The sequence below is a fragment of the Tropicimonas sp. IMCC34011 genome (genome assembly GCF_003390865.1).
Classification (GTDB): domain Bacteria; phylum Pseudomonadota; class Alphaproteobacteria; order Rhodobacterales; family Rhodobacteraceae; genus Tropicimonas_B.
The window spans coordinates 498525-524910 of record NZ_QMEJ01000002.1 but is presented as its reverse complement, the minus strand read 5'-3'; the positions used below and the strand labels follow the sequence as shown (position 1 = coordinate 524910).

Below are 26386 nucleotides of genomic sequence, written 5' to 3'. Positions count from 1 at the left end.
TCTCTTCGCCCTACCTTCGCCCGACAGATCCGAGGACGCCGCCCGATGTGCGCCGAGACCACGACCCCCGAGACCGATTTCAAATCCACGCTGAACCTGCCGCAGACGGAGTTCCCGATGCGCGCCGGCCTGCCGAAGCGGGAGCCCGAATGGCTCGACCGCTGGACGCGGCTGGACGTCTATCATCGTCTGCGCTCGAGCGCCGCGGGGCGCGATCCCTTCATCCTGCATGATGGCCCGCCCTACGCGAACGGCCATCTGCATATCGGTCACGCCCTGAACAAGATCCTGAAGGACATGATCGTCCGGTCGCAGCAGATGATGGGCCGCGATGCGCGCTACGTTCCCGGCTGGGACTGCCACGGCCTGCCGATCGAGTGGAAGATCGAGGAGGCCTACCGCGCGAAGGGCAAGAGCAAGGACGAGGTTCCGGTTCTGGACCTCCGCCGCGAATGCCGCTCCTTCGCGGAAGGCTGGATCGACATTCAGCGGGGCGAGTTCAAGCGCCTCGGCATCACCGGCAACTGGGACGCGCCCTACCTCACGATGGACTTCCATGCCGAGGCGGTGATCGCGGCGGAGTTCCAGAAGTTCCTGATGAACGGAACGCTCTACCAGGGCTCCAAGCCCGTGATGTGGTCCTCGGTGGAGAAGACCGCCTTGGCCGAGGCCGAGGTAGAGTACCACGAGCGGACGAGCCCGGCGATCTGGGTCGCCTTCCCGATCTGGTACTTCGCCGACGTGGACGGCTCCTTCAAGGAGCTGATCGAGACGGGCGCCGTCACCGGCGAGGACCCGGTGGATGCGCTCACCGATCTTGCGGCGGAGTTCCAGCAGGCCTCCGTCGTGATCTGGACCACGACGCCCTGGACCATCCCGCAGAACCGCGCCGTCTGCTACGGTCCGGACATCGCCTACGGTCTCTACGAGGTCACCGAGGCGCCCGAGGGCAACTGGATCGAGACCGGGCGGCGGGTGATGCTCGCCGACGATCTGGCGGAGGCCACCTTCGCCGCGGCCAAGGTGACGGGCTGGAAGAAGGTCCGGGACATCACCCCCGCCATGCTGCGCAGCATCTCCCTCGGCCACCCCTTGTGCAACGTCGAGGAGGCTGGCGGCGAGTGGCACTTCGATGTGCCGCTCCTGCCGGGGGATCACGTCACCTCCGATGCCGGCACGGGCTTTGTCCACACGGCGCCGAGCCACGGGGACGACGATTACCAGGTCGGCCTAAAACACGGTCTGCCGATGACCTACAACGTGATGGAGGACGGCTCCTACCGCGAGGATCTGCCGCTCTTCGGCGGCGAGGTCATCGTGAAGCCGAACGGCAAGGAGGGCGGCGCGAACGAGGCCGTCATCAAGCGCCTCGCCGCCGAGGGGCGGATGGTCGCGCGGGCAAAGCTCACGCACTCCTACCCGCACAGCTGGCGCTCCAAGGCGCCGCTGATCTTCCGCAACACGGCGCAGTGGTTCGCCGCCATCGACCGTCCGGTCGGCGACGGGCTCGACGAGTACGGTCAGACGATCCGCGAGCGTGCGCTGACCTCCATCGACGAGCTGGTGACATGGACCCCGAAGACGGGCCGCAACCGCCTCCACTCCATGATCTCCTCCCGGCCGGACTGGGTGTTGTCGCGCCAGCGCGCCTGGGGCGTGCCGCTGACCTGCTTCGTCAAGGTGGGCGCCAAGCCTGACGATCCGGATTTCCTGCTGCGCGACGCAAGCGTGAACGCGCGCATCGTCGAGGCGTTCGAGGCCGAGGGCGCCGATGCATGGTACGAGGAGGGCGCCAAGGCGCGGTTCATCGGCGATGCGGCGAATCCGGACGACTACGAGCAGGTGTTCGACATCCTCGACGTCTGGTTCGACAGTGGCTCGACCCACTCCTTCGTGCTGCGCGATCGCGAGGATGGCAGCCCCGACGGGATTGCGGATGTCTATCTCGAGGGCACGGACCAGCATCGCGGCTGGTTCCACTCCTCCCTCCTGCAGGCCTGCGGCACCAAGGGCCGGGCGCCCTATCGCGCCGTCGTCACCCATGGCTTCACGCTGGACGAGAAGGGCATGAAGATGTCCAAGTCGCTCGGCAACACCATCCTGCCCGAGCAGGTGGTGAACCAGTACGGCGCCGATATCCTGCGTCTCTGGGTGTCCCAGTCGGACTACACGGCGGACCAGCGCATCGGGCCCGAGATCCTGAAGGGCACGGCGGACGCCTATCGCCGCCTGCGCAACACCCTGCGTTTCGTCCTGGGCTCGCTGCCCGAGGACGTGCCGGCGCTTCCCGAGGACATCTCCGGACTGCCGGATCTCGAACGCTTCGTGCTTCACCGGCTTCAGGAGACGGACCGGGACGTTCGCGCGGCCTATGCCGCCTACGATTTCCAGCGGGCGTGGCGGAGCGTCTTCGAGCTTTGCACCCTCGACCTGTCCTCGTTCTACTTCGACGTGCGCAAGGACGCGCTCTATTGCGATGAGCCGTCCTCCGAGCGGCGCCGGGCGTGTGAGGCGGTCCTGGGCGCGATCTACGACCGCGTCGTGACCTGGCTCGCGCCGATCCTGACCTTCACCATGGAGGAGGCCTGGCTGGAGCGGCATCCGGGCGAGGACAGCTCCGTGCACCTCGTCGACATGCCGGACACTCCCGAGGGCTGGCAGGACGAAACCCTTGCGGCACATATCCGCAAGCTGCGCGCCGCGCGCCGCACGGTGACGGGCGCGCTGGAGATCGCCCGCCGGGACAAGGAGATCGGCGCCTCGCTGGAAGCGGCCCCCATCGTCCACCTGAGCGAGGACTACGCGTCCGAGGTCACGGATCCCGAGCTCTTCGCGGATTACTGCATCACCTCGGGCGTTCGCCTGACCACCGATCCCGCGCCGCAGGACGCGTTCCGCTCCGAGGACGTGCCGGGCGTGGGCGTCGAGGTGGTCCGGGCCGATGGCGCGAAATGCGGACGGTGCTGGAAGGTGCTGCCCGATGTCGGCGGGCACGACCATGCCGGCGTCTGCGGCCGGTGCGACGCCGCCCTGACCGAGCTTGGGTATTGAGCAAGGCGGACGATGCGGCCATCGCGGCGGAGCTGCGCCGGCTGGCGCGGGAGCGGGGGGCGGACAAGACGTTCTGCCCCTCGGAGGTCGCGCGGGCCATGGCGTCCGACTGGCGCCCCCTGATGGAGGACGTGCGCCGGGTGGCGGGCGATCTCGTGAGCGGGGGTGAACTCAGGGCGACGCAGAAGGGCGTCTCCGCAGATCCCGTATCCGCGACCGGCCCGATCCGGCTCGCACGCGCCGACTAGGGCGGTGCCGGGGAGGGGGCGCTGCCCCCGCCTGCCGCGGCAGGCTCCCCCGGGGTATTTATGGAAAGATGAACGGGCCGGCGTCAGGCGCGGCGTTCGGGAACGATCTGCTGCACGATCCCGACGAGGATCAGGTAGACCGACGTCGCGACCAGCCCCCAGGACGCCCAGCTTCCGGGGGTGAAGTCCAGCCAAGCCGCCCACGCGCCAAACGCCGTCCACGCGAGCGCGACGGGCAGCGACACGGCCCGCCAGCGTTTCGTCCGCACCGGGTGGATGAACTTCAGGTTGGTGAACATCGCCGCGGTGAGCGCGATGACGAGCCCCAGGATCACCCAGAAGTTCGGCTCCACCGCGAAGATCACGAGGACCATCATGTTCCAGCAGCCCGGGAAGCCGGCGAAGGAATTGTCCGTCGTCTTCATCCGCGTGTCGGCAAAATAGACCACCGATCCGAAGGTGATCACGATGATCGCGAGCCATCCGGTCCAGCCCGGCAGGAGGCCGGACATGAAGAGCGCGTAGGCGGGGATGAAGACGTAGGTCAGGTAGTCGATGATCAGGTCGAGCAGCACACCGTCATATTGCGGTGCGTTGGTCTTCACGTCGTATTTCCGCGCGAGCGGGCCGTCGATGCCGTCTACCGCGAAGGCGACGACGAGCCATGTCCACATGGTGGACCAGTCCCCCACGGTTGCGGCGAGCATCGCCAGCATGGCGAAGACCGCGCCGGTGGCGGTGAGAAGGTGGACGCTGAGGGCGGCTCTGGCGGCTGATGTCATCCCGTTGTCATGGAGGAAAGCGGAACGCTGTGCAAACCACAATGGCAGCAACTCGGCCCCCTTGCGGGAGGCTCAGTCCCTGCGGCCCTGCGGGTGGGCGGCGTCGTACACCTCCATCAGGCGGGCGGTGTCCACGGCGGTATAGGCCTGCGTGGTGGACAGGGAGGCATGGCCGAGCAGCATCTGGATCGCCCGCAGATCGCCGCCGGCGGAGAGCAGGTGGGTCGCGAAACTGTGCCGCAGGGCGTGCGGCGTCGCGGTGGCGGGCAGGCCGAGCGCGGCGCGGGTCCGGGCCATGGCGCCCGACAGGATACGGGGATTGAGCGGGCCGCCGCGGGCCCCGCGGAAGAGGTAGTCCGCGGCCCGGAGCGGGAAGGGCTGGAGGCGGCGATAGGCTTCGACCGCGTCCCGGGCAGCGGGCAGCACGGGAACGACCCGCTCCTTGCCGCCCTTTCCGCGGATGCGCAGCGTTTCACCGAGCGGCGCTTCGGCGGCCACAAGGGAGAGCGCCTCCGAGATCCGCAGGCCGCAGCCGTAGAGAAGGGTCACGACGGCGATGTCCCGCGCGGCGATCCAGGGCTCCGCGGCGTCGTCCCCGATGGCCGACAGCATGGTCTTCGCGGCCTCCTCTTCGAGCGGGCGAGGCAGGCGGCGGCGATGGGCCGGGGCGCGGGCGGAGAGGATGGCGGTCAGGTCCAGCCCCTCCCGCTCCGCCAGCCAGCCGGCGAAGCTCTTGACCGAGGAGAGGGCGCGGGCGCGGCTTCTGGCGCCGGTCCCTCGCTCCCTCTCGTGCGCCATGAAGGCGCGGATATCGGCGGTGCGCAGCGTTTCCAGATCCGCCGGGCCCGGAGCGCCGCCCAGATGCCCGGCGAGGAAACCGAGGAACTGCGAGACGTCTCTGCGATAGGCTGTGACGGTATGGGCGGCCGCGCCGCGGGAGGCGGAGAGATGGTCCAGCCAGCGGACGAGCGCGTCCGACAGGGCGGGGGAGAGGGCGTGGTGTGTCAGCCCAGCCAGCGGCGCATCTGCCGCTCGAAGACGCTGGCAAGGAAGCCGAGGAGATCCGTTCCCTGGCTCGGCTTGAACTGGTGCGGGTCCTCGGCGCCGAGGGCGAGCATGCCCGGCAGGCGGCCGGGGCCGAGATCGAGCCGCAGCAGCGCCTCGGAATTGATCCACTCCGCCGTGCCGCCATAGAGCCGGGTGCCCTCCTCGGGGCGGGCCTGCCGCAAGGTGACGGGACGGACGGGGGCGGAGCCTCGCCCGGAGGCGTAGCCTTCGATGAACCCGGGCGGCACCACGGTCAGCACATCGTCGAGGCGCTGGATCGCGGCGTCGCCTTCCTCGGACGCGCTCTCGAGAACGAGACGGACGGCGTCCACCCGGAGGGTCGCCGCGACCTCCCCGCCGAGAGCGGCGAGGAAGCCTTCGAAATCGGCCGGGGCGAGCAGGGCCAGAACGGCACGGTGGATCTGGTTGGTGCCGCTGAGATTCTCGTAGGCCGCGGCGATGACCGACCGGTGGGTATCCTCCAGCCGGTCGAGCCGCGCCTCGAGCCGCTCCATCGCGATGCCGCGCAGATCCACGATGTTGTGGCCCATGCTCTTTTCGTTGGCAGCGATGAGGGCGCGCATGATGTCGCGATCCTCAAGGATCACGTCCGGCGCGTCGATGATCCGGTCGCGCAGCTCCCCCAGATCGACCGCAGGGTCCGTCATGCTGTCACCCATCTCGTCCATCGCTTCAACTCCGCCCGTCAAGAGGCCGACAGGTCAGAGAATTTTCTGGCCGGTCTTTTCCCAGTCGGCGAGGAACGTGTCCAGCCCCTTGGTCGTCAGCGGGTGGTCGGCGAGCTTCTTGATCACCTCGGGTGGCATCGTCGCCACATCGGCGCCGATCCGCGCAGCCTCGGTGACGTGGTTCACCGTGCGGATGGAGGCGGCCAGGATCTGGGTCTCGAATCCGTAATTGTCGTAGATCGTCCGGATGTCGGAGATCAACTCCATGCCGTCGAGATTGATGTCGTCGAGGCGCCCGATGAAGGGGGAGATGAAAGTCGCGCCGGCCTTCGCCGCGAGGAGGGCCTGGTTGGCGGAGAAGCACAGCGTGACGTTGACCATGCGGCCCTCGCCCGACAGCACCTTGCAGGTCTTCAGGCCGTCGAGGGTCAGCGGCACCTTGATCGCGATGTTGTCGCCGATCTTGGCCAGTTCACGGCCCTCGGCCAGCATGGTCTCGTGATCGGTGGCGACGGTTTCGGCGGAGACGGGGCCTTCGACGAAGCCCGCGATCTCGGTCACGACTTCCTTGAAGTCCCGGCCGGATTTCATGATCAGCGAGGGGTTCGTGGTCACGCCGTCGAGCAGACCTGCATCGTTCAGCTCGCGGATCGCGTCGACGTCGGCGGTGTCGGCGAAGAATTTCATCTCGGGTACTCCTGTCGTATCGGCGACACGCCGTCGGCGCCGCCGTTTCCCGTCTGGAGGTAGCGCAATCGCCGGGGCATAAAAACCCCCGGCGGCGTCCGCAGGCGGTTGCGGTCCGGCCTCACGGGGCGCATTTTCGCCGTTCCCATCCCCCATGCGGCCGGAGGGCGACCCGCCTTGCGCTCCCACGACGACGATCAGCGGCATTTCCCGGCCGGCGCTCCGGTGTCGGTGTTGACGACCCAGCCCCTGGGACGTCCGCTCGACTATCTCGCGCCGGAGGGCGGCTGCACCCTCGGCGCGTTCGTCTCCGTGCCGCTCGGGCCGCGCCAGGTGATGGGTCTGATCTGGGGCCCGGGGACGGGGGAGGTCGATCGCGCCCGGTTGCGCCCTGTCTCCGGCTGTCTCGAGGCGGAGCCGGTGCGGACCGAGCTGCGAGAGTTCATCGCCCGCGCCGCGGACTACACGCTGACACCGCTTCCCTCGATGCTCCGGCTTGCCACCCGTGCGCCGGGCCTCGGGGAGGGGGAGGCGCTCAAGCGCGTCTATGTCCGGGGCGAGGGCGAGCCGGACCGGATGACCGAGGCCCGCGGCCGCGTTCTGGATGTGCTGGACGAATATGGCGGGCTGCCGTTCGCCCTTGGCGAACTCGCACAGCTTGCGGGCTGCGGCACGAGCGTCGTGAAGGGCTTGGTGAAGCAGGGCGTCGTCGCCGAGGTGGAGACGCCGCGGGACGGGCCGTTCCCGACGCTCGATCCGAGCCGACCGGGCGTGGAGCTGAGCGCGGAGCAGGCCGCGGCGTCCGGGATACTGCGCGAGGGGGTGGCCTCGGGGCAGTACGGGACGACCCTCCTGAAGGGGGTCACCGGGTCCGGCAAGACGGAAGTTTATCTCGAAGCGGTGGCCGAATGCCTCGCGCGGGGGCGGCAGGCGCTCGTCCTTCTCCCGGAGATCGCGCTGACGGGCGCGTTCCTCTCCCGCGTCGAGGCGCGGTTCGGAGCGAAGCCGGCGGAGTGGCATTCGGGTGTGACGCAGACCGAGCGACGCCGCGTCTGGCGGATGGTCGCGGCGAACGGGGCCTCGCTGGTGGTCGGCGCGCGCTCGGCGCTCTTCCTGCCGTTCCATGACCTCGGCCTCATCGTCGTCGACGAGGAGCATGACGGATCCTACAAGCAGGAAGACGGCGTCCTCTATAATGCGCGGGACATGGCGGTGCTCCGCGCCTCGCTGAACGGTGCACGCGTGATCCTCGCCTCGGCGACGCCGTCGCTCGAGACATGGGCGAACGCCGAGGCGGGAAAGTACGACCGGCTCGACCTCGCCGCCCGTCACGGCGAAGCGCGGATGCCCCGGCTGGACGCGATCGACATGCGCGCCGAGGCGATGGAGGCGTCCAGCTGGATTTCTCCGTCGCTCAAGGGTGCCGTCGCGGCGCGGCTGGAGAAGGGAGAGCAGGCGCTCCTCTTCCTCAACCGCCGGGGCTATGCGCCGGTGACCGTCTGCCGGGCCTGCGGGCACCAGATCGGATGCGATCAGTGCGACGCGAAGATGGTGGAGCACAGGTTCCAGAAGCGTCTCGTCTGCCATCAATGCGGTGAGACGAAGCCGATCCCGCCGGCCTGTCCCGCCTGCGAGGTCGAGGGCAAGCTCGCTCCGGTCGGTCCCGGCGTCGAGCGGCTGGCGGAGGAAGCCGCGGCGCATTGGCCCGAAGCGCGGATCGCCGTTCTCTCCTCCGACCTCTTCGGCTCGGCGCGGGCGCTGAAGGCCCGCGTGGCGGACATTGCCGAGGGCGGGGCGGATATCATCATCGGCACGCAGCTCGTCGCGAAGGGGCATAACTTTCCGCTCCTGACCCTCGTCGGCGTCATCGACACCGATCTGGGGCTGCAGGGGTCGGACCTGCGCGCGGCGGAGCACACGTTCCAGCAGGTGCGTCAGGTCGCAGGGCGCGCCGGGCGGGTGGCGGGCCGCGAGGGGGCCGCGCTCCTTCAGACTTGGCAGCCGGAGCATCCGGTGATCCGGGCGATCCTGTCGGGGGACGAGGAGGGGTTCTGGCAGGCGGAGGCGGAGGAGCGGCGCGCCGCCGGCATGCCGCCCTACGGCCGCATGGCGGGGATCGTGCTGTCCTCCCCCGATGTCGCGTCCGTGTTCGACCTCGGGGCGGCGATGGCGCGGCAGGACGGGCCTCTCAGGAAGATCGGGGCACAGGTCTTCGGGCCGGCGCCCGCTCCGATCGCGCGGATCAGGGGGCGGCACCGGGTGCGCCTTCTGGTGAAGGCGGCGAAGGGCGCGCCGCTCCAGCCGGCCGTGGCGGAGTGGGTGGCGCAGTTCCGTTTGCCGACGAACCTGCGCCTCGCCGTCGATATCGATCCGCAGAGCTTCTACTGACGCGGCGGTGAGCCGGGCGGCGGCTGTAAATCCGCCCGGGGCGCCTTATATCCGGTGCCAAGGCCCTCAGGAGGATAGTCCCCGATGTTTCTCTTCCAGCGCAAGAAGATGGAGATGGTCAGCGAAGCCGATGCGCTTCCCGGCCGCGACACCGCGATCACCAACCCCGGTACCCACACCGTTCTCGGCACGAAGATGGCGCACGAGGTTCCGGAGGGGCTCGAGCAGGCGATGTTCGGCATGGGCTGTTTCTGGGGCGTCGAGCGCATCTTCTGGAAACTGCCGGGCGTGCATTCGACCATGGTCGGTTACGCCGGGGGCTACACGCCGAACCCGACCTACGAGGAGGTCTGCACGGGCATGACGGGCCATAACGAGGTGGTCCGCGTGGTCTACGATCCGGCCGTGATCAGCTACGAGCAGCTTCTGAAGACGTTCTGGGAAGGCCACGATCCGACGCAGGGGATGCGGCAGGGCAATGACGCCGGTACGCAATACCGCTCCGGCATATACACCTTCAACGACGCGCAGGCCGAAGCGGCGAGGCGCCTGCGGAAGGCCTACAGTGAGGAGCTGGTGCAGAAGGGCTATGACGGGATCACGACGGAGATCGTCCCGGCGCCGACCTTCTACTTCGCGGAAGAGTATCACCAGCAGTACCTGAACAAGAACCCCGGCGGCTATTGCGGCATCGGCGGCACCGGAGTGACCTGCCCGGTGGGCACCGGCGTCGGCGTGTCCTGAGGGCTTAAGTAACCCCGCAAAACGAGATGAGGCGCGCGCTGGTCGCGCCCGCGCATCACTCGCCGGCGGAACGGCTCAGTGAGGGTCCGTAGCGATGTCGGTCTCGGCGGTTTCGGGAAACCACTCCGCGCGGGATTTCAGCAGGAGCAGGTGGCGAGCCAGCGCTTCCATCGGCGCATCGCCCGGAAATCTTGCGAAGGCTCGGCCGGCATCCTCTGCCAGCCGGTTCAGGCGATCGACTTGGGTCATCGGCCGCTCCTGTCGGCTAAGGGCTCCTTCATCGACAAGTGGTCTCGCGCGCCGATGTTCCCCGAAACTGACAGTGTTGGGTTAAGAAACCGTCACGAAAAGAGGCCGCCCTGCCGGGGCGGCGCTTCGGGGGTGGGGGCCGGAAGCCCCAGATGCAACCATGCCCCCTGTGTCAGCATGCGTCCGCGGGGGGTGCGCTGGATGAGCCCCTGTTGCAGCAGATAGGGCTCGATCACTTCTTCGAGTGCGTCGCGGCTCTCGCTCAGGGCGGCCGACATCGTTTCGATTCCGACTGGCCCGCCCTCGTAATGCTCGGCGATGAGCTTCAGATAACGCCGATCCGCCCCATCAAGGCCGCGCGCATCGACGCCGAGGCGGGTGAGGGCGCGATCCGCGAGCGCGCGGGTGATGGTCCCGTCCCCTTCGACCAGCGCGAAATCGGACACGCGGCGCAAGAGCCGCCCGGCGATCCGGGGCGTGCCGCGAGCGCGCCGGGCGATCTCCCGCACTCCGTCCGGATCGGCGCCCATCCCGGACAGGCGCGCCCCGCGGGCGACGATGCTCGCGAGTTCGTCCTCGGTGTAGAAATCGAGGCGCACCGGGATTCCGAAACGGTCCCGCAGCGGGGTCGTCAGAAGGCCAAGCCGCGTCGTCGCTCCGACGAGGGTGAACGGCTGGAGCTCGATCCGCACGGTCCTGGCCGCTGGCCCCTCGCCGATCACAAGATCGAGCTCGAAATCCTCGAGCGCCGGGTAGAGGACTTCCTCGACCACAGGGTTCAGGCGGTGGATCTCGTCGATGAAGAGAACGTCCCGCGCCTCGAGGTTGGTCAGGATCGCGGCGAGGTCGCCCGGCCGCGCGAGGACGGGTCCGGAGGTCATGCGGAAGCCGACGCCGAGCTCCTTCGAGACGATCTGGGCCAGCGTCGTCTTGCCGAGACCCGGAGGGCCGTGGAAGAGGACGTGGTCCATCGCCTTGCCGCGCCGCTTCGCGCTCTCGACGAAGACGCGCAGGTTCGCCCGCGCCTCCGCCTGGCCGGTGAAGTCATCCAGCGATTGCGGGCGCAGGGCCGGGCCGTCGTCTTCGAGCGGCTCCGGGCGCAGGATCGGGTCGGGGTCGTCCGTCACGGGGTCATTCCTTCGGCGCAAGCCGCTTCAGCGCGGACCGGATCAGGCCGGCGGCCCCGGCCTCGGGATCGTCTCCCGCGGCGCTCGCCACCGCCCCGGCCGCTTCGCTCCGCCCATACCCGAGATTGACGAGGGCCGACAGGGCATCCGCTTCGGACGCCCCGCGAGAGGCGGGCGCGGGATCCGCAGGGGTGGGGGCGCTTTGTGAGGGCGTGGACGCAACCAGCGCGGGCGCCTCGCTTTCCAGAAGGCCCCCCATCGCCATGACATGCCCCACCTTGTCCTTCAGCTCGTTCACCACCCGCTGGGCGATCTTGGGGCCGATCCCGGGCGCGGCTTTCACCATGGCCCAGTCCCCCGTGGCGATGGCCCGGCCGAGCGCCTCGGCGCCCACCGTACCCAGGATCGCGAGCGAGGCCTTTGCGCCGATGCCGGACACGGAGATCAGCTGCCGGTGCCATTCGCGCTCCAGCAGGGTCGGGAAGCCGTAGAGCGTCAGCGCATCTTCCCTGACAGCAAGTTCGGTCCAGAGCGCCGCGGCCTCACCGACCGCGAGCCCTGCCAGCACCCGCTCGGGGCAATAGACGACATAGCCGAGGCCACCCACGTCGATCATCGCGTGGTCGAGGCCCTTGTGCACCACCCGGCCGGCAACGCGCCCGATCATGCGCGGGCCATCGCGGCTGCGAGCTTGCCGCCCGTTTGCAGGTGGTGCGCGTGACAGACGGCAATCGCCAGGGCGTCGGCCGCATCGGCGCCGGCCAGCTCGATGCCGGGGAACTGCAGGCGGACCATGTGGTCGATCTGGGCCTTCGCCGCGCGGCCGGTGCCGACCATCGCCTTCTTGACGGCGGATGGCGCATATTCACCGACGTCGAGCCCGGCCTGCGCCGGCACCAGCATCGCGATCCCGCGGGCCTGGCCGAGCTTCAGCGTCCCCGCGCCGTCCCGGTTCACCACCGTCATTTCCACTGCGGCCGCGTCAGGCGCGTGCTCCCTCAGCGCGGCGGTCAGTCCCGAATGCAGCGCGCAGAGCCTGACGGCCAGCGGCACCCCCGGCTGGGTGCGGCAAATGCCGTTCGCGACATGAACGAGGCGGCTGCCCACCTGCTCGATCACGCCCCATCCCAGGGCGGTCAGCCCCGGATCGATCCCGATGACCCGCATATGTCTCTGCCTCTTTTATTATCACGTTTTGTTTCCTTCTAGCACGAAGCGCGAACATCGGCCAGCGCGCAGCGCGGCGTGTACGGTCCGAAAACGACGCTTCGTGGCAATGCCGCGGCGCGGCAGAACGAAAGCGACATCCGGGGTGTCGTTTCCAGTCCAAGCGGCCTCCCAGGGACCGTTACCGGCCTTTAACATATGGCGTTTATGCCTCTTGAACGGGCGTAGAGCCACGGATACCTGCGCCTCTCCGAAACAGGCCCGACACACTTCGATTCACAGGCGACCACCAGATGTCCTACGCGCTTCTCACCCCCCGCGCCCCGCGCGAAACAATCTCCATCCGCCCGTTCGTCATGGACGCCCTCGAAACCTTCCGATCCTGGCGCGATGCCGCCGTGACACGCAAGCATCTGCTTGCCCTGTCCGACGACGCTCTCGACGATATCGGCCTGACCCGCGGCCAGATCGAAGCGATGCCGCGCCGCGCGATCCGCAGCCTCTGACGCCGAGGCGGCAAAGACGGGCGCCGGGGGGAGCAGCCCCAACCGCCCCTCTGCCGCAGCGGACGTCGCCTGACACGAAAAAAAGGCGTCGGATCATCGGATCCGGCGCCTTTGACTTTTGCAAGCGGCGCGGGGAGCGCCGGGTCCCGATTGTCCTCAGACCTTTTCGAGGCAGAGCGTTGCCCAGCCCGAAATCTCCCGCCGCGACCGAAGCTGCATCCCAGCCGCGTCATAGGCTTCGATGACCTCGTCCGCCTGCCGCAGGAGCAGGCCGGACAGAACGGCGTGTCCGCCCGTCTCGAGGGCGCCGGCGATATCGGGGGCGAGGTCGATCAGCGGTGCCTTCAGGATATTGGCCAGCACGAGGCGGTAGGGCGCATGGGCCGCGATGTCGGGATGGCCGAGGCCCGCCGCCTCGACACAGGTCACGCGCTCCGAAAGCCCGTTCGCCGCGAGGTTCGCCTTTGCCACTTCGACCGCGACCTCGTCGATGTCGGAGGCCACGACCGGCCCGTCGAGAACCCGCGCCGCCGCCATGGCCAGAACGGCCGTGCCGCAGCCGACGTCGAGAACCGGCGTCCGCGCCGTGCCGTCCTCGATCATCGCGTCCAGCGTCTCGAGGCAGCCAAGCGTCGTGCCATGGTGCCCCGTGCCGAACGCCATCGCTGCTTCGATCAGCAGGGGCTCGCTCCCCTCCGGGACCTGGTCCGCATCGTGGCTGCCATAGACGAAGAAGCGCCCGCCCTTCACTGGCGTCAGCTCCCGCCGCACCTTGGCCACCCAGTCCGTCTGCGGCAGCTCGGACACCGCGAAGGGCTTCGCGCCGAACGCCGCCGCCAGAAGGGCGAGGCCGGTCTCGTCGGGTTCCTCGGTGAAGTAGCCGCCGATCTCCCACAGGCCCGACCCGTCCTCCATCTCGAAGACGCCGACGCCCGTGGGCTCTGGGTCCAGCCGCTCCATCGCGTCGCCGAGCGCCTCGGCCTGATCTTGTCCGGGCAGGGTGGTGAGAGCGGTATAAGTCGGCATCCGGGGGCTCCGCGGCTTGAGGTTCACGCCGGGTAGGGGAGGGCGCCCGCGCGGTCAAGCGGTGCGGAGGAGCAGGGCGTCTGGACGCCCGGACGCCGAGCCGGCATGTAGGGCTCATGACACCCGACGAGATCCAGGCCCTCTTCACCCGCAGCGATGGCTCCTACCGATTCGCCCGGTGGGGCCGTCCCGTCGCACCGGTGGTCTTCGGCACCGACGATGCGACGCTCGGGGTCGTCAAGGGCGCCGCCGAGGCCGTGGCACGACTGTCTGGTCGGACCCTCGCCGAGACGGATCCCGAACTCGGCAGCAACCTGATGATGTTCTTCGTCTCCGGATGGGACGAGCTGGCGGACGTGCCGGACCTCGATCGCCTGGTGCCGGACCTGGGCGGCCTCCTGCCGCGGCTGACGTCGGCCGAGGCCAATCAGTACCGCGTCTTCCGCTTCGACGCCGCCGGTGCCATCCGGGCCTGCTTCGCGTTCATCCGCATGGACGCGCATCTGGCGGAGCTGCCGGCCGAGACAATCGCGCTTGGCCAGGTCGTCCAGTCCGCTCTCCTCTGGTCGGACACGGCCTTTGCGGGGACCTCGCCGCTCGCACGCACCGAGGCCGGGCACACGATCCTGCGGCCCGAGATCGCGGACGTGATCCGGGCGGCCTACGATCCCGTCATGCCGGACATGGCGGACGATCCGGCGCACGCCCTTCGTCTCTTCGCCCGGATGGGAGCGACAGGGTGAGTGCGGCGCACCGGCTTCCCGTGACCGTCTGGTACGAAGACACGGACATGGGCGGCATCGTCTATCACGCCAATTACCTCAAGTTCGTCGAGCGCGGCCGCTCCGCGTGGATCGCCGAGCTCGGCATCGACCAGGAGGCGCTGAGGCAAACGGGCACCGTCTTCGCCGTCAGGCGGATCGAGGCGGATTACCTCGCTCCGGCCCGGTTCGCCGATAATCTGGTCGTGGAGACCCGCATCCGGAGCATCGGCCCCGCGCGCTGCGACATGAGACAGAGCGTGCTGCGCGGTGAGACGGTGCTCTTCGATGCCCGCGTCACCCTTGTCGCCATGGGCCCATCCGGACGCCCGACGCGCCTTCCCGCCATGCTTCGGGATGTCCTGAGCGGCGCCACCTGAGTGGCTTTTGCGGTGGCGCGGATGCCCCCGGGGCATGGGGCCCGTGGCCCGCGCATCGGGCCTCGCAGACCCTTTTGAGCGGAATAACGCCATCGTGTTGGCATTCCACGTGCAAAGCTTGTAAAAACACGCCTAACAGTGCCACCGCCAGAGTGGCAAAGCAGAGCAGAGCAGGCAGATGGACCCCTCGACCCTTCAAGCGGCCTCCGAGATCGATTTTTCGTTCTGGGCGCTGTTCTTCCGCGCCACGATCACGGTGAAGCTGGTGATGCTGATGCTGATCGGCGCGTCCTTCTGGGCGTGGGCGATCATCATTCAGAAGATCATCGCGTTCCGAAAAGCCCGCGCCGAGCAGGCGGAGTTCGACCAGGCGTTCTGGTCCGGCGAGCCGCTGGACGAGCTTTACGAGCGCCTCGGCCCCGAACCGGCCGGCGCGTCGGAGCGCATCTTCGCCGCCGGCATGACCGAGTGGCAGCGCAGTCATCGCACCGACGGGCGGCTGATCCCCGGCGCCGAAAGCCGGATCGAGCGGTCTATGGATGTCGCCATCACCCGCGAATCCGAGAAGCTGAACTCACAGCTCGGCTTCCTCGCGACGGTGGGGTCCACCGCGCCCTTCATCGGCCTTTTCGGGACCGTGTTCGGCATCATGAACGCCTTCGTCGAGATCGCCGAACAGCAGAACACGTCGCTCGCAGTCGTCGCGCCGGGCATCGCGGAGGCGCTCCTCGCCACCGGCCTCGGCCTTCTCGCGGCCATCCCGGCGGTCATCGCCTACAACAAGCTGAATGCCGACGCGGACCACCTGATCGGCGGCTACGAGGCTTTCTCGGACGAGTTCTCCACCATTCTCTCCCGGCAACTCGAGGCGGTCGCCTGACATGGGAGCCGGTGTCATCAAACCGGCCGGCGGCGGAGGCGGCCGGCGCCGCGGACGTCGCAGGGGTCGGGCCGGTGCGATGTCCGAGATCAACGTCACGCCCTTCGTGGACGTGATGCTGGTGCTCCTCATCGTCTTCATGGTGGCCGCGCCGCTCCTGACCGTTGGCGTGCCCGTCGAGCTTCCGAAGACCGCCGCCGAGGCGCTTCCGCAGGATCCCGAGGAGCCGCTGGCGGTGACGCTGACGGCCGATGGCGGGATCGCGATCCAGACCACCGAGGTTGCGGCGGACGAGCTGATCGGTCGGCTGCAGGGAATCGCCGCCGAGCGTGAGAACGACAAGATCTATCTCCGCGCGGACGGGGCCATTCCCTATGCCCGCGTGGTGGAGGTCATGGGCGCCCTGAACCGTGGCGGCTTCTCAAACATAGGCCTCGTGACCGAGACGGGCGGGCCCACCTTCGACGGCGGAGGCGGCTGAGACCCATGCGCAGGGGCGTCCAGATCTCCGGCGCAGGGCATCTCGCGCTCGCCGTCTGGCTGCTCGTGGGCGGCTGGCTTCCCGACCGTCGTCCGGACGAGGCGGATTTCACCGATGTGACCGTGATCTCCGGCGAGGAATTCGCCGCGCTGGTCGCCGGCGGCGGCGCGCCCGATGCGCCCCAGGTGGGCGAGGAGCCCGCGGCTCCGGCCGCGCCGGAGGAGGCCGCGGAGGCGCCGGAGGTGCCCGCCGCGGACAGCGCGCCCGCGCCGCAGCCCGCCCCCGAGGCGACGCCGGCGGAAGATCCGGACCCGGCGCCCGATGTCAGCGGCGTCGCAGCGCCCCAGGCCGAGGTCCAGCCGGACGCCCCCGGGCAGCAGCCCGCCCCCGACAGCCCCGACGGGGCCGCCGTGACCTTCGCCCCGGACGAGACGCCTGTGCCCCGCGAGGCGCCACGTGTCGCGCCCCTCGCCGCGCCAGAGCCCGACGCCCAGGCAGAGGTGTCGGACACCGTGCAGGCCGCGGTCGACCCCGATGCCGAGGCGGAGCCCGAAACCCCCGTGGAGGAGGCGCAGGACGCGACCGCTCCCGAGGAGGCGACGACAGAGACGGTGACGGAGGCGGACGAGCCGCAGGAGGCCGGGGAGGTCGTGGCCGCGCTCGCGCCCGCAGGCTCGCCGCGTCCTCGCACCCGCCCCGCGCAGCCGGCACCAACCCCCGAGCCGGAGCCCGAACCCGAACCCGAGCAGGTTGCGGCCGCCGAGCCCGAACCCGAAACGCAGGATGAGCCGGAGCCCGCCGCCGACCCGATGGCCGACGCGATCGCCGATGCCGTGGCCGACGCCGTCAGCGATGCCGCCCCTGCGCCGTCCCCGTCTCCGTCCGAGTATAGCGGCCCGCCGATGACCGCCGGCGAGAAGGATGCGCTGCGCGTGGCGGTGCAGCGCTGCTGGAACGTGGGCTCGCTCTCGACCGAGGCGCTCCGCACAACGGTGACCGTTCTCGTCACGATGAACGAGGATTCGACGCCGGACACGGGCACGATCCGCATGACCGACTTCTCCGGCGGCAGCGAAACAGCCGCGCGGCAGGCATTCGAGGCGGCACGCCGCGCGATCATCCGCTGCGGCGCGTCCGGCTTCTCCCTCCCGGCCGAAAAGTATGGGGCCTGGGCGGAGATCGAAATGGTATTCAACCCCGACAACATGAGGGTCAGGTAATGGCCCCAGCCCCTCTTCGCGTTCTTCGTTCGGCCCGCATCAGGAAAGGCCCGTCCATGACCCTCTCGCGACTTCTTGCCTCGTTCGCCATCACGGCCGCGCTGGCGATGCCGGGCCTTCCCGCTCCGGCAAACGCCCAGGGCGGTCCGCTCCGGATCGAGATCACCGAAGGTGTGATCGAGCCGCTCCCCGTCGCGATCCCGCCCTTCATCGCGGAAAGCCCGGCGGCCGAGCAGCTGGCCGCGGACCTCACCCGCGTCGTGTCGGCGGACCTGACCGGCACCGGGCTGTTCCGCGAGATCCCGCAGAGCGCCTATATCTCCGGCGTTTCGGCATTCGATCAGACGATCCAGTATGCGGACTGGAAGGCGATCAACGCGCAGGCGCTCGTCACGGGCGCGGTCAACGTGGACGGCGCCGGGAACGTCACGGTGAAGTTCCGTCTCTACGACGTCTTCTCCGAGGCGCAGCTCGGCGACGGGCTCCAGCTCGACGGCGGATCGAATGCGTGGCGCCGCCTCGCGCACAAGGTGGCCGACCAGGTCTATTCCCGGATCACGGGCGAGGGCGGCTATTTCGACAGCCGCGTCGTCTTCGTCTCCGAGGAAGGCCCGAAGGATGCCCGCCGCAAGCGCCTTGCCGTCATGGATTACGACGGCGCGAACGTGCAGTACCTGACGGACAGCGCGTCCATCGTGCTCGCACCGCGCTTCTCGCCCTCCGGCGACCGCGTCCTCTACACATCCTACGAGACCGGCCAGCCGGAGATCTTCGTGCTCAACGTGGGCTCGGTGCAGCGTCAGCGGATCCCGGTGCCGGGCGATGCGATGACCTTCTCGCCCCGCTTCTCGCCCTCCGGCGATTCGGTCGTCTTCTCGCTCAGCCAGGGCGGCAACACCGACATCTACGCGATGAATCTCGGTGGCGGTCAGCCGATCCGCCTGACGAGCACACCGGCCATCGAGACGGCGCCCAGCTTCTCGCCGGACGGCTCGCAGATCGTGTTCGAAAGCGACCGCTCCGGCAGTCAGCAGCTCTACATCATGCCCGCCTCCGGCGGTGAAGCGCAGCGGATCAGCTTCGGCCCGGGCCGCTACGGAACGCCCGTCTGGTCCCCGCAGGGCGATTACATCGCCTTCACCAAGCAGAACGAGGGCCGTTTCCACATCGGCGTGATGCGCACCGATGGCTCCGAGGAGCGGCTCCTGACGGCCTCCTTCCTCGACGAGGGTCCGACCTGGGCGCCGAACGGGCGGGTCATCATGTTCACCCGCGAGAGCGCCGGTGCCGGCGGTACGGCGCAGCTTTTCTCGGTGGACATCTCGGGCCGGAACCTCAAGCAGGTCTCCACGCCCGGCGCGGCGTCAGACCCGGCCTGGTCGCCGCTTCTGCCCTGATTTGGCGAAATGCCCCCGGCGGCGCCTAGGCGGCACCGGGGGGAGTTGTTAACGTGATCGGGACGCGGCCGCCGGCAGAAACCGGCGCCGCCCGATAATAGAAAAGAGAAGGAAAACGGGATGGCGAGAACGGCGATCAAAGCGCTGGTGATCCTCAGCGCGCTCGGCCTCGGGGCCTGCCAGAACGCGGATCGCTTCGGGGACGGGACCATGGGCGGCGGCCCGGGCGGACCCGGCACCGTCGTCGATCCGCTGGCCGGTGGCGCGAACGATCCGACCTCCACGGCCTATTTCCAGCAGACGATCGGTGACCGGGTTCTCTTCCCGGTGGACCAGTCCACGCTCACGGGCGAAGCACGCAACACCCTGACGCAGCAGGCGCAGTGGATGCAGCGCAACCCGGAATACGCCGCCACCGTCGAGGGCCACGCGGACGAACAGGGCACGCGGGAATACAACCTCGCGCTCGGCGCGCGCCGCGCCAACTCGGTCCAGGAATACCTGATCAGCCAGGGCGTCGCCGGATCGCGCCTGAAGACGGTCTCCTACGGCAAGGAACGTCCCATCGAAGTGTGCTCGACCGAAGCCTGCTACAGCCGCAACCGCCGTGCAGTCACAGTGCTGAACGCAAGCGGCGGCGCGGGGTTCTGATCCGATGAAGCTCGCAGCCGCCCTCCTGCTCTCCGCGGCGCTCGCCCTTCCGGGGGCGAGCCACGCGCAACAGGCCGATGCCGGGACGCTGGCGGATCTCCGGCAGGAACTCTCGGTGCTCTTCGTCGAGTTCCAGCGCCTCCAGCGAGAGCTCTCCACCACCGGGGCCGCGGGCGGTGAGACCCTGCCGGCCTCCGTCCTCGAGCGGGTCGACGTGATGGAGCAGCAGCTCCAGAGCCTGACCTCCCGCGCCGAGGAGCTCCAGTTTCGGGTGGACCGCGTCGTCACGGACGGGACCAACCGCGTCGGGGATCTCGAATTCCGGATCTGCGAGCTGGAGCCGGGTTGTGATATCTCCGAGGTGGGCGAGACGCTGACCATCGGCGGCGGCGACATGCCGGCGACCGGCGGCGGCGCGGCGGGTGCGCCGGCCTTCGGCGGCAGTGAGATCGGGGCGGGTGACATCGCCTCGCCGATCGATGGCGGTAGCGGGGCCGCGTCCGGCGCGGAGAGTGGCGGCGCACAGCTTGCCGTGGGCGAACAGCAGGACTTCGACCGGGCGAAGGAGGCCCTCGACTCCGGTAGCTTTCGCAGCGCCGCAGACCTCTTTGCGACCTTCACCCAAACCTATCCCGGCGGACCGCTGAACGCGCAGGCGAACTATTACCGCGGCGAGGCCCTCGCGGGCCTCGGCGAAACCGCTCCGGCCGCGCGGGCCTATCTCGAGAGCTTCAGCGCCGATCCGGGCAGTTCCGTCGCGCCGCAGGCGCTTCTGAGCCTTGGCCAGAGCTTGTCCTCGCTGGGGCAGAACCAGGAGGCCTGCGTGACCCTGGGCGAAGTCGGCACGCGTTTTCCGGGCAGCGACGCGGCGGCAGAGGCGGCTTCGGCGCGCGACGCGGCCGGGTGCTTCTGAGCGTCATGGCCGTGGCGGTGTCGTGAGCCTCGAAGCGAGGTTCGCGGCCGCCATGGCCGAGCTCGTGCCCGAGGAGCCGCGCGCCCTCGGCCTCTCGATCTCGGGCGGCGGCGATTCGACGGCGCTTTTGCACCTCGCCGCCGGTTGGGCCCGCGGCCGGGACATCTCTCTCTGGGTCCTGACCATCGATCACAACCTGCGCCCGGCCGCCCGCATCGAAGCGGCGGCGGTGGCGGCGCAGTCCCGCGACCTTGACCTGCCGCACGCCACCCTCCGCTGGGCCGGGTGGGACGGGCAGGGGAACCTGCAGGACGCCGCCCGCCGCGCGCGTCACGGTCTCATCGATCGCTGGCGGGGCGGAGTGCGGCAGATCCTCACCGGCCATACGGCGGACGATCAGGCCGAGACGGTCCTGCTCAACCTCGCGCGGGGATCGGGCGTCGACGGTCTTGCCGGGATGTCGGCCACCTCACCGATTCGCCCGCCGCTCGCAGTGGAGCCCGTGGCATCGAACGGGGAGGGGCCGCCGCCCGATCCCGGCCGGGCGCCCGGATTCGTGATCCTGCGTCCGCTCCTGGAGATGCGGCGGGAGGAGCTTCGGGACTGGCTTGGCGAACGGGGGCTGTCCTGGGCGGAAGACCCGTCCAACGACGACGACCGATTCGACCGCGTCCGCGCCCGCAAGCTCCTTGCTGCGGCGGCGCCTCTCGGCCTCGAGACCGCGGGACTGACGGCGACCGCCACGCGCATGGCGCGGGCGAGGGCGGCGCTCGAGGCGCGGACCCGCGACGCGGCGATGGAGATCGCGGACGTCCAGTCGGGGGACATCGTTCTGGACCGGGACGGCCTGGCCGCGCTCGATGCCGAAACCCGGCTCCGCCTTCTGTCCCTGGCGCTCGTCTGGGTCTCCTCCGCCGATTATCGCCCCCGTGCCAAGGCCTTGGATCAACTGGCCTCGGACGCGCTCGAGGGTCGCCACGGTGCGCTTCACGGCTGCCTCCTCCGCGCAGGGCCGGAGCGGATCAGGATCCTGCGCGAAGAAGCCGCCGTTGCCGCTCACGTTCTGCCCGCCTCCACGGACGGGCCGGTCGTCTGGGACAATCGCTGGCGCATCGGCCCCGCGCCCGAGCCGGACCTGCAGATCGGCCCCTTGGGGGCGGCCGGAGTGCGGGCGATCGGCGGCGCGCCGAAGGGCGGCCTGCCGCGGCTGTCGCTTCTCGCCTCGCCGGCGCTTCGCCGCACAGATGGCGAGCTTATCGCCGCACCTCTGGCCGGGTGGGGGGCGAAAACGCGCCTTTTCCTCGATCCGCCGTGGGGGGATTTCGCCTCATCCGCGATGTCGCATTGAACCGGCTGGCCCAATCCTTATCTTAGCGTCGATACGGAGCCGCCCCACTGGCGGGTCCGAAGGCAGATTGGAGCTCTCCTTTGGGTAACGCGCGCAACATCGCCTTCTGGGTCGTTCTGTTTCTCTTGATCCTGGCGCTGTTCAATCTTTTCTCCGGCGGTCAGTCGACGATGAACGCCCGCCAGCTCAGCTACACCGAATTCGTGCAGGCCGTGAACGACGGCGACGTGGATCAGGTGACGATCGACGGCGAACGCGTCCGCGTTCGCGGCAATGACGGGACGAACTACTCGACCGTCGTTCCCGAAGGCGTCGACATCACCAGCCTCACCGATCGCCTCGTCGACCAGAACGTCGAGATCGTGGGCGAGCCGCAGCAGCAGAACGGGCTTCTGTCCTATATCGGAACGCTGCTGCCCTTCGTGATCCTGATCGGCATCTGGATCTTCCTGATGAACAGGATGCAGGGCGGCGGACGCGGCGGCGCGATGGGCTTCGGCAAGTCCAAGGCCAAGCTGCTGACCGAGAAGCATGGACGGGTGACCTTCGATGACGTCGCCGGCATCGACGAGGCGAAGGACGACCTCGAGGAGATCGTCGAATTCCTGCGCAACCCGCAGAAGTTCTCCCGCCTCGGCGGCAAGATCCCGAAAGGCGCGCTGCTCGTCGGCCCTCCGGGGACCGGCAAGACGCTTCTCGCCCGCGCCGTTGCGGGCGAGGCGGGCGTGCCGTTCTTCACCATCTCCGGCTCCGATTTCGTCGAGATGTTCGTGGGCGTCGGCGCAAGCCGCGTGCGGGACATGTTCGAGCAGGCCAAAAAGAATGCGCCCTGCATCGTCTTCATCGACGAGATCGACGCGGTCGGCCGCTCCCGCGGTGTCGGCTATGGCGGCGGCAACGACGAGCGCGAGCAGACGCTGAACCAGCTCCTTGTCGAGATGGACGGGTTCGAGGCGAACGAAGGCATCATCATCGTCGCCGCGACCAACCGTCCGGACGTGCTCGATCCGGCGCTTCTGCGCCCCGGCCGCTTCGACCGTCAGGTCCAGGTGCCGAACCCGGATATCAAGGGGCGCGAGAAGATCCTCGGTGTCCATGCCCGCAAGGTGCCGCTCGGCCCCGACGTGGACCTGCGGATCATCGCCCGCGGTACGCCCGGCTTCTCCGGCGCCGATCTTGCGAACCTCGTCAACGAAGCGGCGCTGATGGCCGCTCGCGTCGGACGGCGGTTCGTGACGATGGACGATTTCGAGAATGCCAAGGACAAGGTCATGATGGGGGCCGAACGGCGCTCCATGGTGATGACCGAGGACGAGAAGAAGCTTACCGCCTTCCACGAGGCCGGCCACGCCATCGTCGGCCTGAACGTCCCGCAGCATGATCCGATCCACAAGGCGACGATCATCCCGCGCGGCCGTGCGCTCGGTCTCGTCCTGTCGCTCCCCGAGCGTGACCAGCTTTCGGTGACCTACACCAAGTACAAGTCCAAGATCGCCATGGCGATGGGCGGCAAGGTGGCCGAGGAGCTCACGTTCGGAGCGGAGAACGTGACTTCCGGCGCCGCGTCGGACATCCAGCAGGTGTCCAAGATCGCCCGCGCAATGGTGACGCAGTTCGGCATGTCCAAGGATCTGGGCAACATCGACTACGCCAACGAGCAGCAGAGCTATCTCGGCTCCTATTCCGGCGGGTCGAGCACCGGCCCCTCGACGCAGGAGCGGATCGACTCGGAGGTTCGGGCGATCGTGGACGAGGGGTACGAGACGGCGAAACGCATCCTGACCGAGAAGTCCGAGGACCTGCGCCGTCTGGCCGAGGGGCTGCTCGAATACGAGACGCTGACCGGACCCGAGATCATGAAGGTGATCAACGGCGAGGCGCTGACTCGGGGCGATGACGACGATGCCGGCAGCGGCAATGCACCCTCCGTCGCCTCGATCCCGAAGACCAAGCCGCGCCCGCGCCCCGATGCGGGTCTGGAGCCCAAGCCCACCAGCTGACGCGGTCTGATGGCCGGAGAAGAAAAGACCCCCGCAGCCTGAACGGTGCGGGGGTCTTTTTTCGTGGCGCTACTGCTTCGGGCAAGGCGGTTGGATCTCGCCCCGCTTTCTCCGGGCGTCAGGCGAGGAGCGAAGCGATGTCCGTCACGGCGATCCCCTGCGCCTCCGCAACGGCCGCGTTGGTGACCTGGCCGGCATGAACGTTGAGCCCCGCGGCGAGGTGCGGATCGTTGGCGCAGGCTCGCTTCCAGCCCTTGTCCGCCAGAGCAAGCATGAAGGGCATCGTGGCGTTGCCGAGCGCGATGGTCGAGGTCCGGGCCACGGCGCCGGGCATGTTGGCCACGCAGTAATGCATGATGCCGTCCACCGCGTAGATCGGATCGTCGTGGGTCGTCGCGCGCGAGGTCTCAGCGCAGCCCCCCTGGTCGATGGCGACATCCACGATGACGGAGCCCGGCCTCATCGCCGCGAGATGCTCCCGTCGGATGACCTTCGGCGCCTCCGCTCCCGGGATCAGGACAGCGCCGATCACCATGTCCGCCGCCGAGACCTCCTCCTCGATGGACTGCGCTGACGCGTAACGGTTGCGGAAGGATCCGCTGAAGGTCTCGTCGAGCTGGCGGAGACGGGGCAGGGAGAGATCGAGCACGGTAACGTCGGCGCCCATCCCGGCCGCGATCCGCGCCGCGTTCGTTCCGACGACACCGCCGCCGATCACGGCGATGCGCGCCGGCGTCACGCCCGGAACGCCGGCCATCAGGACGCCACGGCCGCCATTGGCCTTCTGCAGGGTCCACGCACCCATCTGCGGCGCGAGGCGGCCCGCGACCTCCGACATCGGCGCGAGGAGAGGCAGACCACCGCGGCCATCGGTCACCGTCTCATAGGCGATGCAGGTGGCCCCCGACGCGACGAGATCCCGCGTCTGATCCGGATCCGGGGCGAGGTGGAGATAGGTGAAGAGGACCTGCCCGTCACGAAGTTGCGCCCGCTCGGACGCCTGAGGCTCCTTCACCTTCACGATCAGCTCGGCGCTGGCGAAGATCTCCTCGGCGGTGTCCGCGATCCGCGCTCCGGCTGCGGTGTAGTCGGCATCCTCGAACCCCGCACCGGCCCCGGCGCCGCGCTCGATCAGGACCTCGTGGCCGCGCTGAACGGCCTCGCGGGCCGCCATAGGCGTGATCCCGACGCGATATTCCTGGTTCTTGATTTCCTTCGGCGACGCAATGCGCATGGTCCTCTCCTTTCGCTCCCCCTGAGAAGAAGCGTAGCGCGCGAAGACTGACGAATGACTGCGAAATGCGGGACAATATCGGACCGACATGCAACAATCGTGCACACCATAACTCCGAGACAGGAAAAACGTGCGGTGACACCCTTCGACGAAATCGATCGCCGTATCCTGAGGGAACTCCAGCGAACGGGGCGGATCTCAAACGCGGAGCTGGGAGACGCGGTCGGCCTGTCCGCCTCCGCCTGCCATCGCCGCATCGCACGCCTTGAGGCGCAAGGGGTCATCCGGGGATACGCGGCGCTCCTCGATCGCACGCACCTGTCCCGGCGCACCACGGTCTTCGTCGAGATCACGCTGTCCGGTCAGGCCGTGGAGATTCTCGATGCCTTCGAGGCGGCTGTCGCCCGCATCCCGGACGTTCTGGAATGTCACCTGATGGCCGGCACCGCCGATTACCTGCTCAAGGTCGTGGTCAAGGACGCGGAGGCCTTCGCCGTTCTCCATCGGCGCCATCTCGCACGCCTTCCCGGCGTGGCGCAGATGCAATCGAGCTTCTCGCTCCGCCGCGTGCGGGACACGACCGAACTGCCGGTCTGAGGGTGGGGCGGCTCGGGCCGTGTCCGGGGCAGGGCGGTCCTCATCCGGGATTGCGCGCCATGCAGACCTGTGCAAGACAAAGGACAGCATAATCCGAACCGATCGGTCCAGTTCGATGAGCACCCATTCAACGCGACGCACGGTGATGGTGGACACGCAGGTCCGCCCCTCAGACGTCACGCGATATCCCGTTATCGAGGCCATGCTGGCCGTGCCGAAGGAACTCTACGTTCCTGCGTCGAAGCGCGAGACGGCCTATATCGGCGAGAACATCGACCTCGGCGGCGACCGCACGATCCTGGCGCCCAGAACGCTCTCCAAGATGCTGGATGCGCTCGATCTCGACACGGACGCGCTCGTCCTCGTCGTGGGAGGCGCCTATGGCTACGCGCCCGCGGTTGTTGCCCGCATGGTCGAGGCCGTGATTGCCATCGAGGAAGAGCCCGAGATGGTGTCCGAGGCGGAATCGACGCTGTCCTCCGAGGGCGTGGACAATGTCGCGGTGATCGAGGGGCCCCTGGCCGACGGTGCGCCGCAGCACGGCCCGTATGATGCAATCCTGATCGAGGGCGGCGTCGAGACGATCCCCGAGGAGCTTCTCGCGCAGCTGAAGGAGGAGGGGCGTATCGTCGCGCTCTTCAACGAGGGCCGTCTCGGCGTGGTCCGGCTTGGCCTCAAGGTCGACGGTCGCATCTCATGGCGGGACCTGTTCAATGCGGGCGCACCGATCATGCCCGGTTTTCTGGCCGAGCGCGCCTTCGTGTTTTGACTGGCGCGGGGCCGGCGGCCACACGTGATGAGTGACGGCGGGCC

General features: G+C 68.8%; 27 protein-coding genes. 17 read left to right on the top strand and 10 right to left on the bottom strand.

Going from position 1 to position 26386, the window contains the following annotated elements:
* The first annotated feature begins 45 nt into the window (after positions 1–45).
* Entirely contained in the window at positions 46–3051 is a 3006-nt protein-coding gene (gene ileS, locus DQG15_RS08865) for an isoleucine--tRNA ligase (protein ID WP_116084510.1), read from the top strand.
* Positions 3048–3299 (top strand): DUF3253 domain-containing protein, encoded by a 252-nt coding sequence (locus DQG15_RS08860; protein WP_232830773.1) that lies wholly within the window; start codon positions 3048–3050, stop codon positions 3297–3299. The genes ileS and DQG15_RS08860 overlap by 4 nt, the downstream gene beginning before the upstream one ends.
* A gap of 83 nt (positions 3300–3382) precedes the next feature.
* Here the strand turns inward: DQG15_RS08860 and DQG15_RS08855 are convergent, their stop codons facing one another.
* The 4 genes from DQG15_RS08855 to fsa all read right to left on the bottom strand — a co-directional run bounded on the left by DQG15_RS08855 (position 3383) and on the right by fsa (position 6504).
* The gene (locus DQG15_RS08855) at positions 3383–4081 is read right to left on the bottom strand and encodes a phosphatidylcholine/phosphatidylserine synthase (protein WP_116084506.1); all 699 of its coding nucleotides are present in this window, start codon (positions 4079–4081) and stop codon (positions 3383–3385) included.
* A gap of 72 nt (positions 4082–4153) precedes the next feature.
* The gene (locus tag DQG15_RS08850) at positions 4154–5089 is read right to left on the bottom strand and encodes a tyrosine recombinase XerC (protein WP_116084748.1); all 936 of its coding nucleotides are present in this window, start codon (positions 5087–5089) and stop codon (positions 4154–4156) included.
* Positions 5086–5817, bottom strand: coding sequence for a DUF484 family protein (locus tag DQG15_RS08845; RefSeq protein WP_232830772.1), 732 nt, complete (start codon positions 5815–5817; stop codon positions 5086–5088). Before DQG15_RS08845 ends, DQG15_RS08850 begins: the two co-directional genes overlap by 4 nt.
* A 33-nt stretch (positions 5818–5850) precedes the next feature.
* Complete coding sequence (gene fsa / locus DQG15_RS08840) at positions 5851–6504, bottom strand: fructose-6-phosphate aldolase (protein WP_116084505.1); 654 nt, start codon at positions 6502–6504, stop codon at positions 5851–5853.
* A gap of 177 nt (positions 6505–6681) precedes the next feature.
* On the opposite strand from fsa, the gene DQG15_RS08835 reads away from it, so the two are divergent.
* Together DQG15_RS08835 and msrA are read left to right on the top strand one after the other, a co-directional pair.
* Complete coding sequence (locus DQG15_RS08835; RefSeq protein ID WP_198665113.1) at positions 6682–8892, top strand: primosomal protein N'; 2211 nt, start codon at positions 6682–6684, stop codon at positions 8890–8892.
* Positions 8893–8976: 84 nt separating this feature from the next.
* Entirely contained in the window at positions 8977–9636 is a 660-nt protein-coding gene (gene msrA / locus DQG15_RS08830; RefSeq protein WP_116084503.1) for a peptide-methionine (S)-S-oxide reductase MsrA, read from the top strand.
* A 75-nt stretch (positions 9637–9711) separates the two neighbouring features.
* On the opposite strand, the gene DQG15_RS18165 is transcribed toward msrA, so the two are convergent.
* From DQG15_RS18165 to ruvC, 4 genes are all read right to left on the bottom strand, one after another.
* Entirely contained in the window at positions 9712–9885 is a 174-nt protein-coding gene (locus DQG15_RS18165) for a hypothetical protein (RefSeq protein ID WP_157968944.1), read from the bottom strand.
* A 92-nt stretch (positions 9886–9977) separates the two neighbouring features.
* Positions 9978–11012 (bottom strand): Holliday junction branch migration DNA helicase RuvB, encoded by a 1035-nt coding sequence (gene ruvB, locus DQG15_RS08825; protein ID WP_116084501.1) that lies wholly within the window; start codon positions 11010–11012, stop codon positions 9978–9980.
* Between the two features lie 4 nt (positions 11013–11016).
* Positions 11017–11679: a Holliday junction branch migration protein RuvA gene (ruvA, locus tag DQG15_RS08820; RefSeq protein WP_116084499.1), complete on the bottom strand. Its 663-nt coding sequence runs from the start codon at positions 11677–11679 to the stop codon at positions 11017–11019.
* The gene (gene ruvC / locus DQG15_RS08815) at positions 11676–12179 is read right to left on the bottom strand and encodes a crossover junction endodeoxyribonuclease RuvC (RefSeq protein WP_116084497.1); all 504 of its coding nucleotides are present in this window, start codon (positions 12177–12179) and stop codon (positions 11676–11678) included. Before ruvC ends, ruvA begins: the two co-directional genes overlap by 4 nt.
* Positions 12180–12472: 293 nt before the next feature.
* On the opposite strand from ruvC, the gene DQG15_RS08810 reads away from it, so the two are divergent.
* Positions 12473–12685, top strand: a complete 213-nt coding sequence (locus DQG15_RS08810; RefSeq protein WP_116084495.1) for a DUF1127 domain-containing protein — start codon at positions 12473–12475, stop codon at positions 12683–12685.
* A 156-nt stretch (positions 12686–12841) separates the two neighbouring features.
* On the opposite strand, the gene DQG15_RS08805 is transcribed toward DQG15_RS08810, so the two are convergent.
* The gene (locus tag DQG15_RS08805) at positions 12842–13711 is read right to left on the bottom strand and encodes a 50S ribosomal protein L11 methyltransferase (RefSeq protein ID WP_116084493.1); all 870 of its coding nucleotides are present in this window, start codon (positions 13709–13711) and stop codon (positions 12842–12844) included.
* A gap of 116 nt (positions 13712–13827) precedes the next feature.
* Here DQG15_RS08805 and DQG15_RS08800 point away from each other — a divergent pair, with 116 nt between their 5' ends.
* From DQG15_RS08800 to ftsH, 10 genes are all read left to right on the top strand, one after another.
* Entirely contained in the window at positions 13828–14454 is a 627-nt protein-coding gene (locus DQG15_RS08800; protein ID WP_116084492.1) for a hypothetical protein, read from the top strand.
* Positions 14451–14852: a tol-pal system-associated acyl-CoA thioesterase gene (gene ybgC / locus DQG15_RS08795; protein ID WP_255415123.1), complete on the top strand. Its 402-nt coding sequence runs from the start codon at positions 14451–14453 to the stop codon at positions 14850–14852. The genes DQG15_RS08800 and ybgC overlap by 4 nt, the downstream gene beginning before the upstream one ends.
* 178 nt (positions 14853–15030) lie before the next feature.
* Entirely contained in the window at positions 15031–15732 is a 702-nt protein-coding gene (gene tolQ, locus DQG15_RS08790) for a protein TolQ (RefSeq protein WP_116084490.1), read from the top strand.
* 1 nt (position 15733) lies between these two features.
* Positions 15734–16213: a protein TolR gene (gene tolR, locus DQG15_RS08785; protein WP_116084488.1), complete on the top strand. Its 480-nt coding sequence runs from the start codon at positions 15734–15736 to the stop codon at positions 16211–16213.
* Between the two features lie 5 nt (positions 16214–16218).
* Entirely contained in the window at positions 16219–17433 is a 1215-nt protein-coding gene (locus DQG15_RS08780) for an energy transducer TonB (protein WP_116084486.1), read from the top strand.
* Between the two features lie 56 nt (positions 17434–17489).
* Complete coding sequence (tolB, locus tag DQG15_RS08775) at positions 17490–18830, top strand: Tol-Pal system beta propeller repeat protein TolB (protein WP_116084485.1); 1341 nt, start codon at positions 17490–17492, stop codon at positions 18828–18830.
* 120 nt (positions 18831–18950) lie between these two features.
* Entirely contained in the window at positions 18951–19481 is a 531-nt protein-coding gene (pal, locus tag DQG15_RS08770) for a peptidoglycan-associated lipoprotein Pal (protein ID WP_116084483.1), read from the top strand.
* A gap of 4 nt (positions 19482–19485) precedes the next feature.
* A complete protein-coding gene (gene ybgF, locus DQG15_RS08765; RefSeq protein WP_116084481.1) occupies positions 19486–20394 on the top strand; it encodes a tol-pal system protein YbgF in 909 nt (302 codons plus the stop codon).
* 22 nt (positions 20395–20416) lie between these two features.
* Positions 20417–21742, top strand: a complete 1326-nt coding sequence (gene tilS, locus DQG15_RS08760) for a tRNA lysidine(34) synthetase TilS (RefSeq protein WP_157968943.1) — start codon at positions 20417–20419, stop codon at positions 21740–21742.
* Between the two features lie 80 nt (positions 21743–21822).
* Positions 21823–23742: an ATP-dependent zinc metalloprotease FtsH gene (ftsH, locus tag DQG15_RS08755; protein WP_116084478.1), complete on the top strand. Its 1920-nt coding sequence runs from the start codon at positions 21823–21825 to the stop codon at positions 23740–23742.
* Between the two features lie 118 nt (positions 23743–23860).
* Here ftsH and ald read toward each other — a convergent pair whose 3' ends face one another.
* A complete protein-coding gene (gene ald, locus DQG15_RS08750) occupies positions 23861–24976 on the bottom strand; it encodes an alanine dehydrogenase (protein WP_116084476.1) in 1116 nt (371 codons plus the stop codon).
* 135 nt (positions 24977–25111) lie between these two features.
* Between ald and DQG15_RS08745 the strand changes: the two genes are divergently transcribed.
* Together DQG15_RS08745 and DQG15_RS08740 are read left to right on the top strand one after the other, a co-directional pair.
* Positions 25112–25573 carry an Lrp/AsnC family transcriptional regulator gene (locus DQG15_RS08745; RefSeq protein WP_232830771.1) on the top strand — a complete coding sequence of 154 codons (462 nt, stop codon included), beginning with the start codon at positions 25112–25114 and terminating at the stop codon, positions 25571–25573.
* Positions 25574–25688: 115 nt separating this feature from the next.
* Positions 25689–26342, top strand: a complete 654-nt coding sequence (locus DQG15_RS08740; RefSeq protein WP_116084473.1) for a protein-L-isoaspartate O-methyltransferase — start codon at positions 25689–25691, stop codon at positions 26340–26342.
* The last annotated feature ends 44 nt before the right edge of the window (positions 26343–26386 follow it).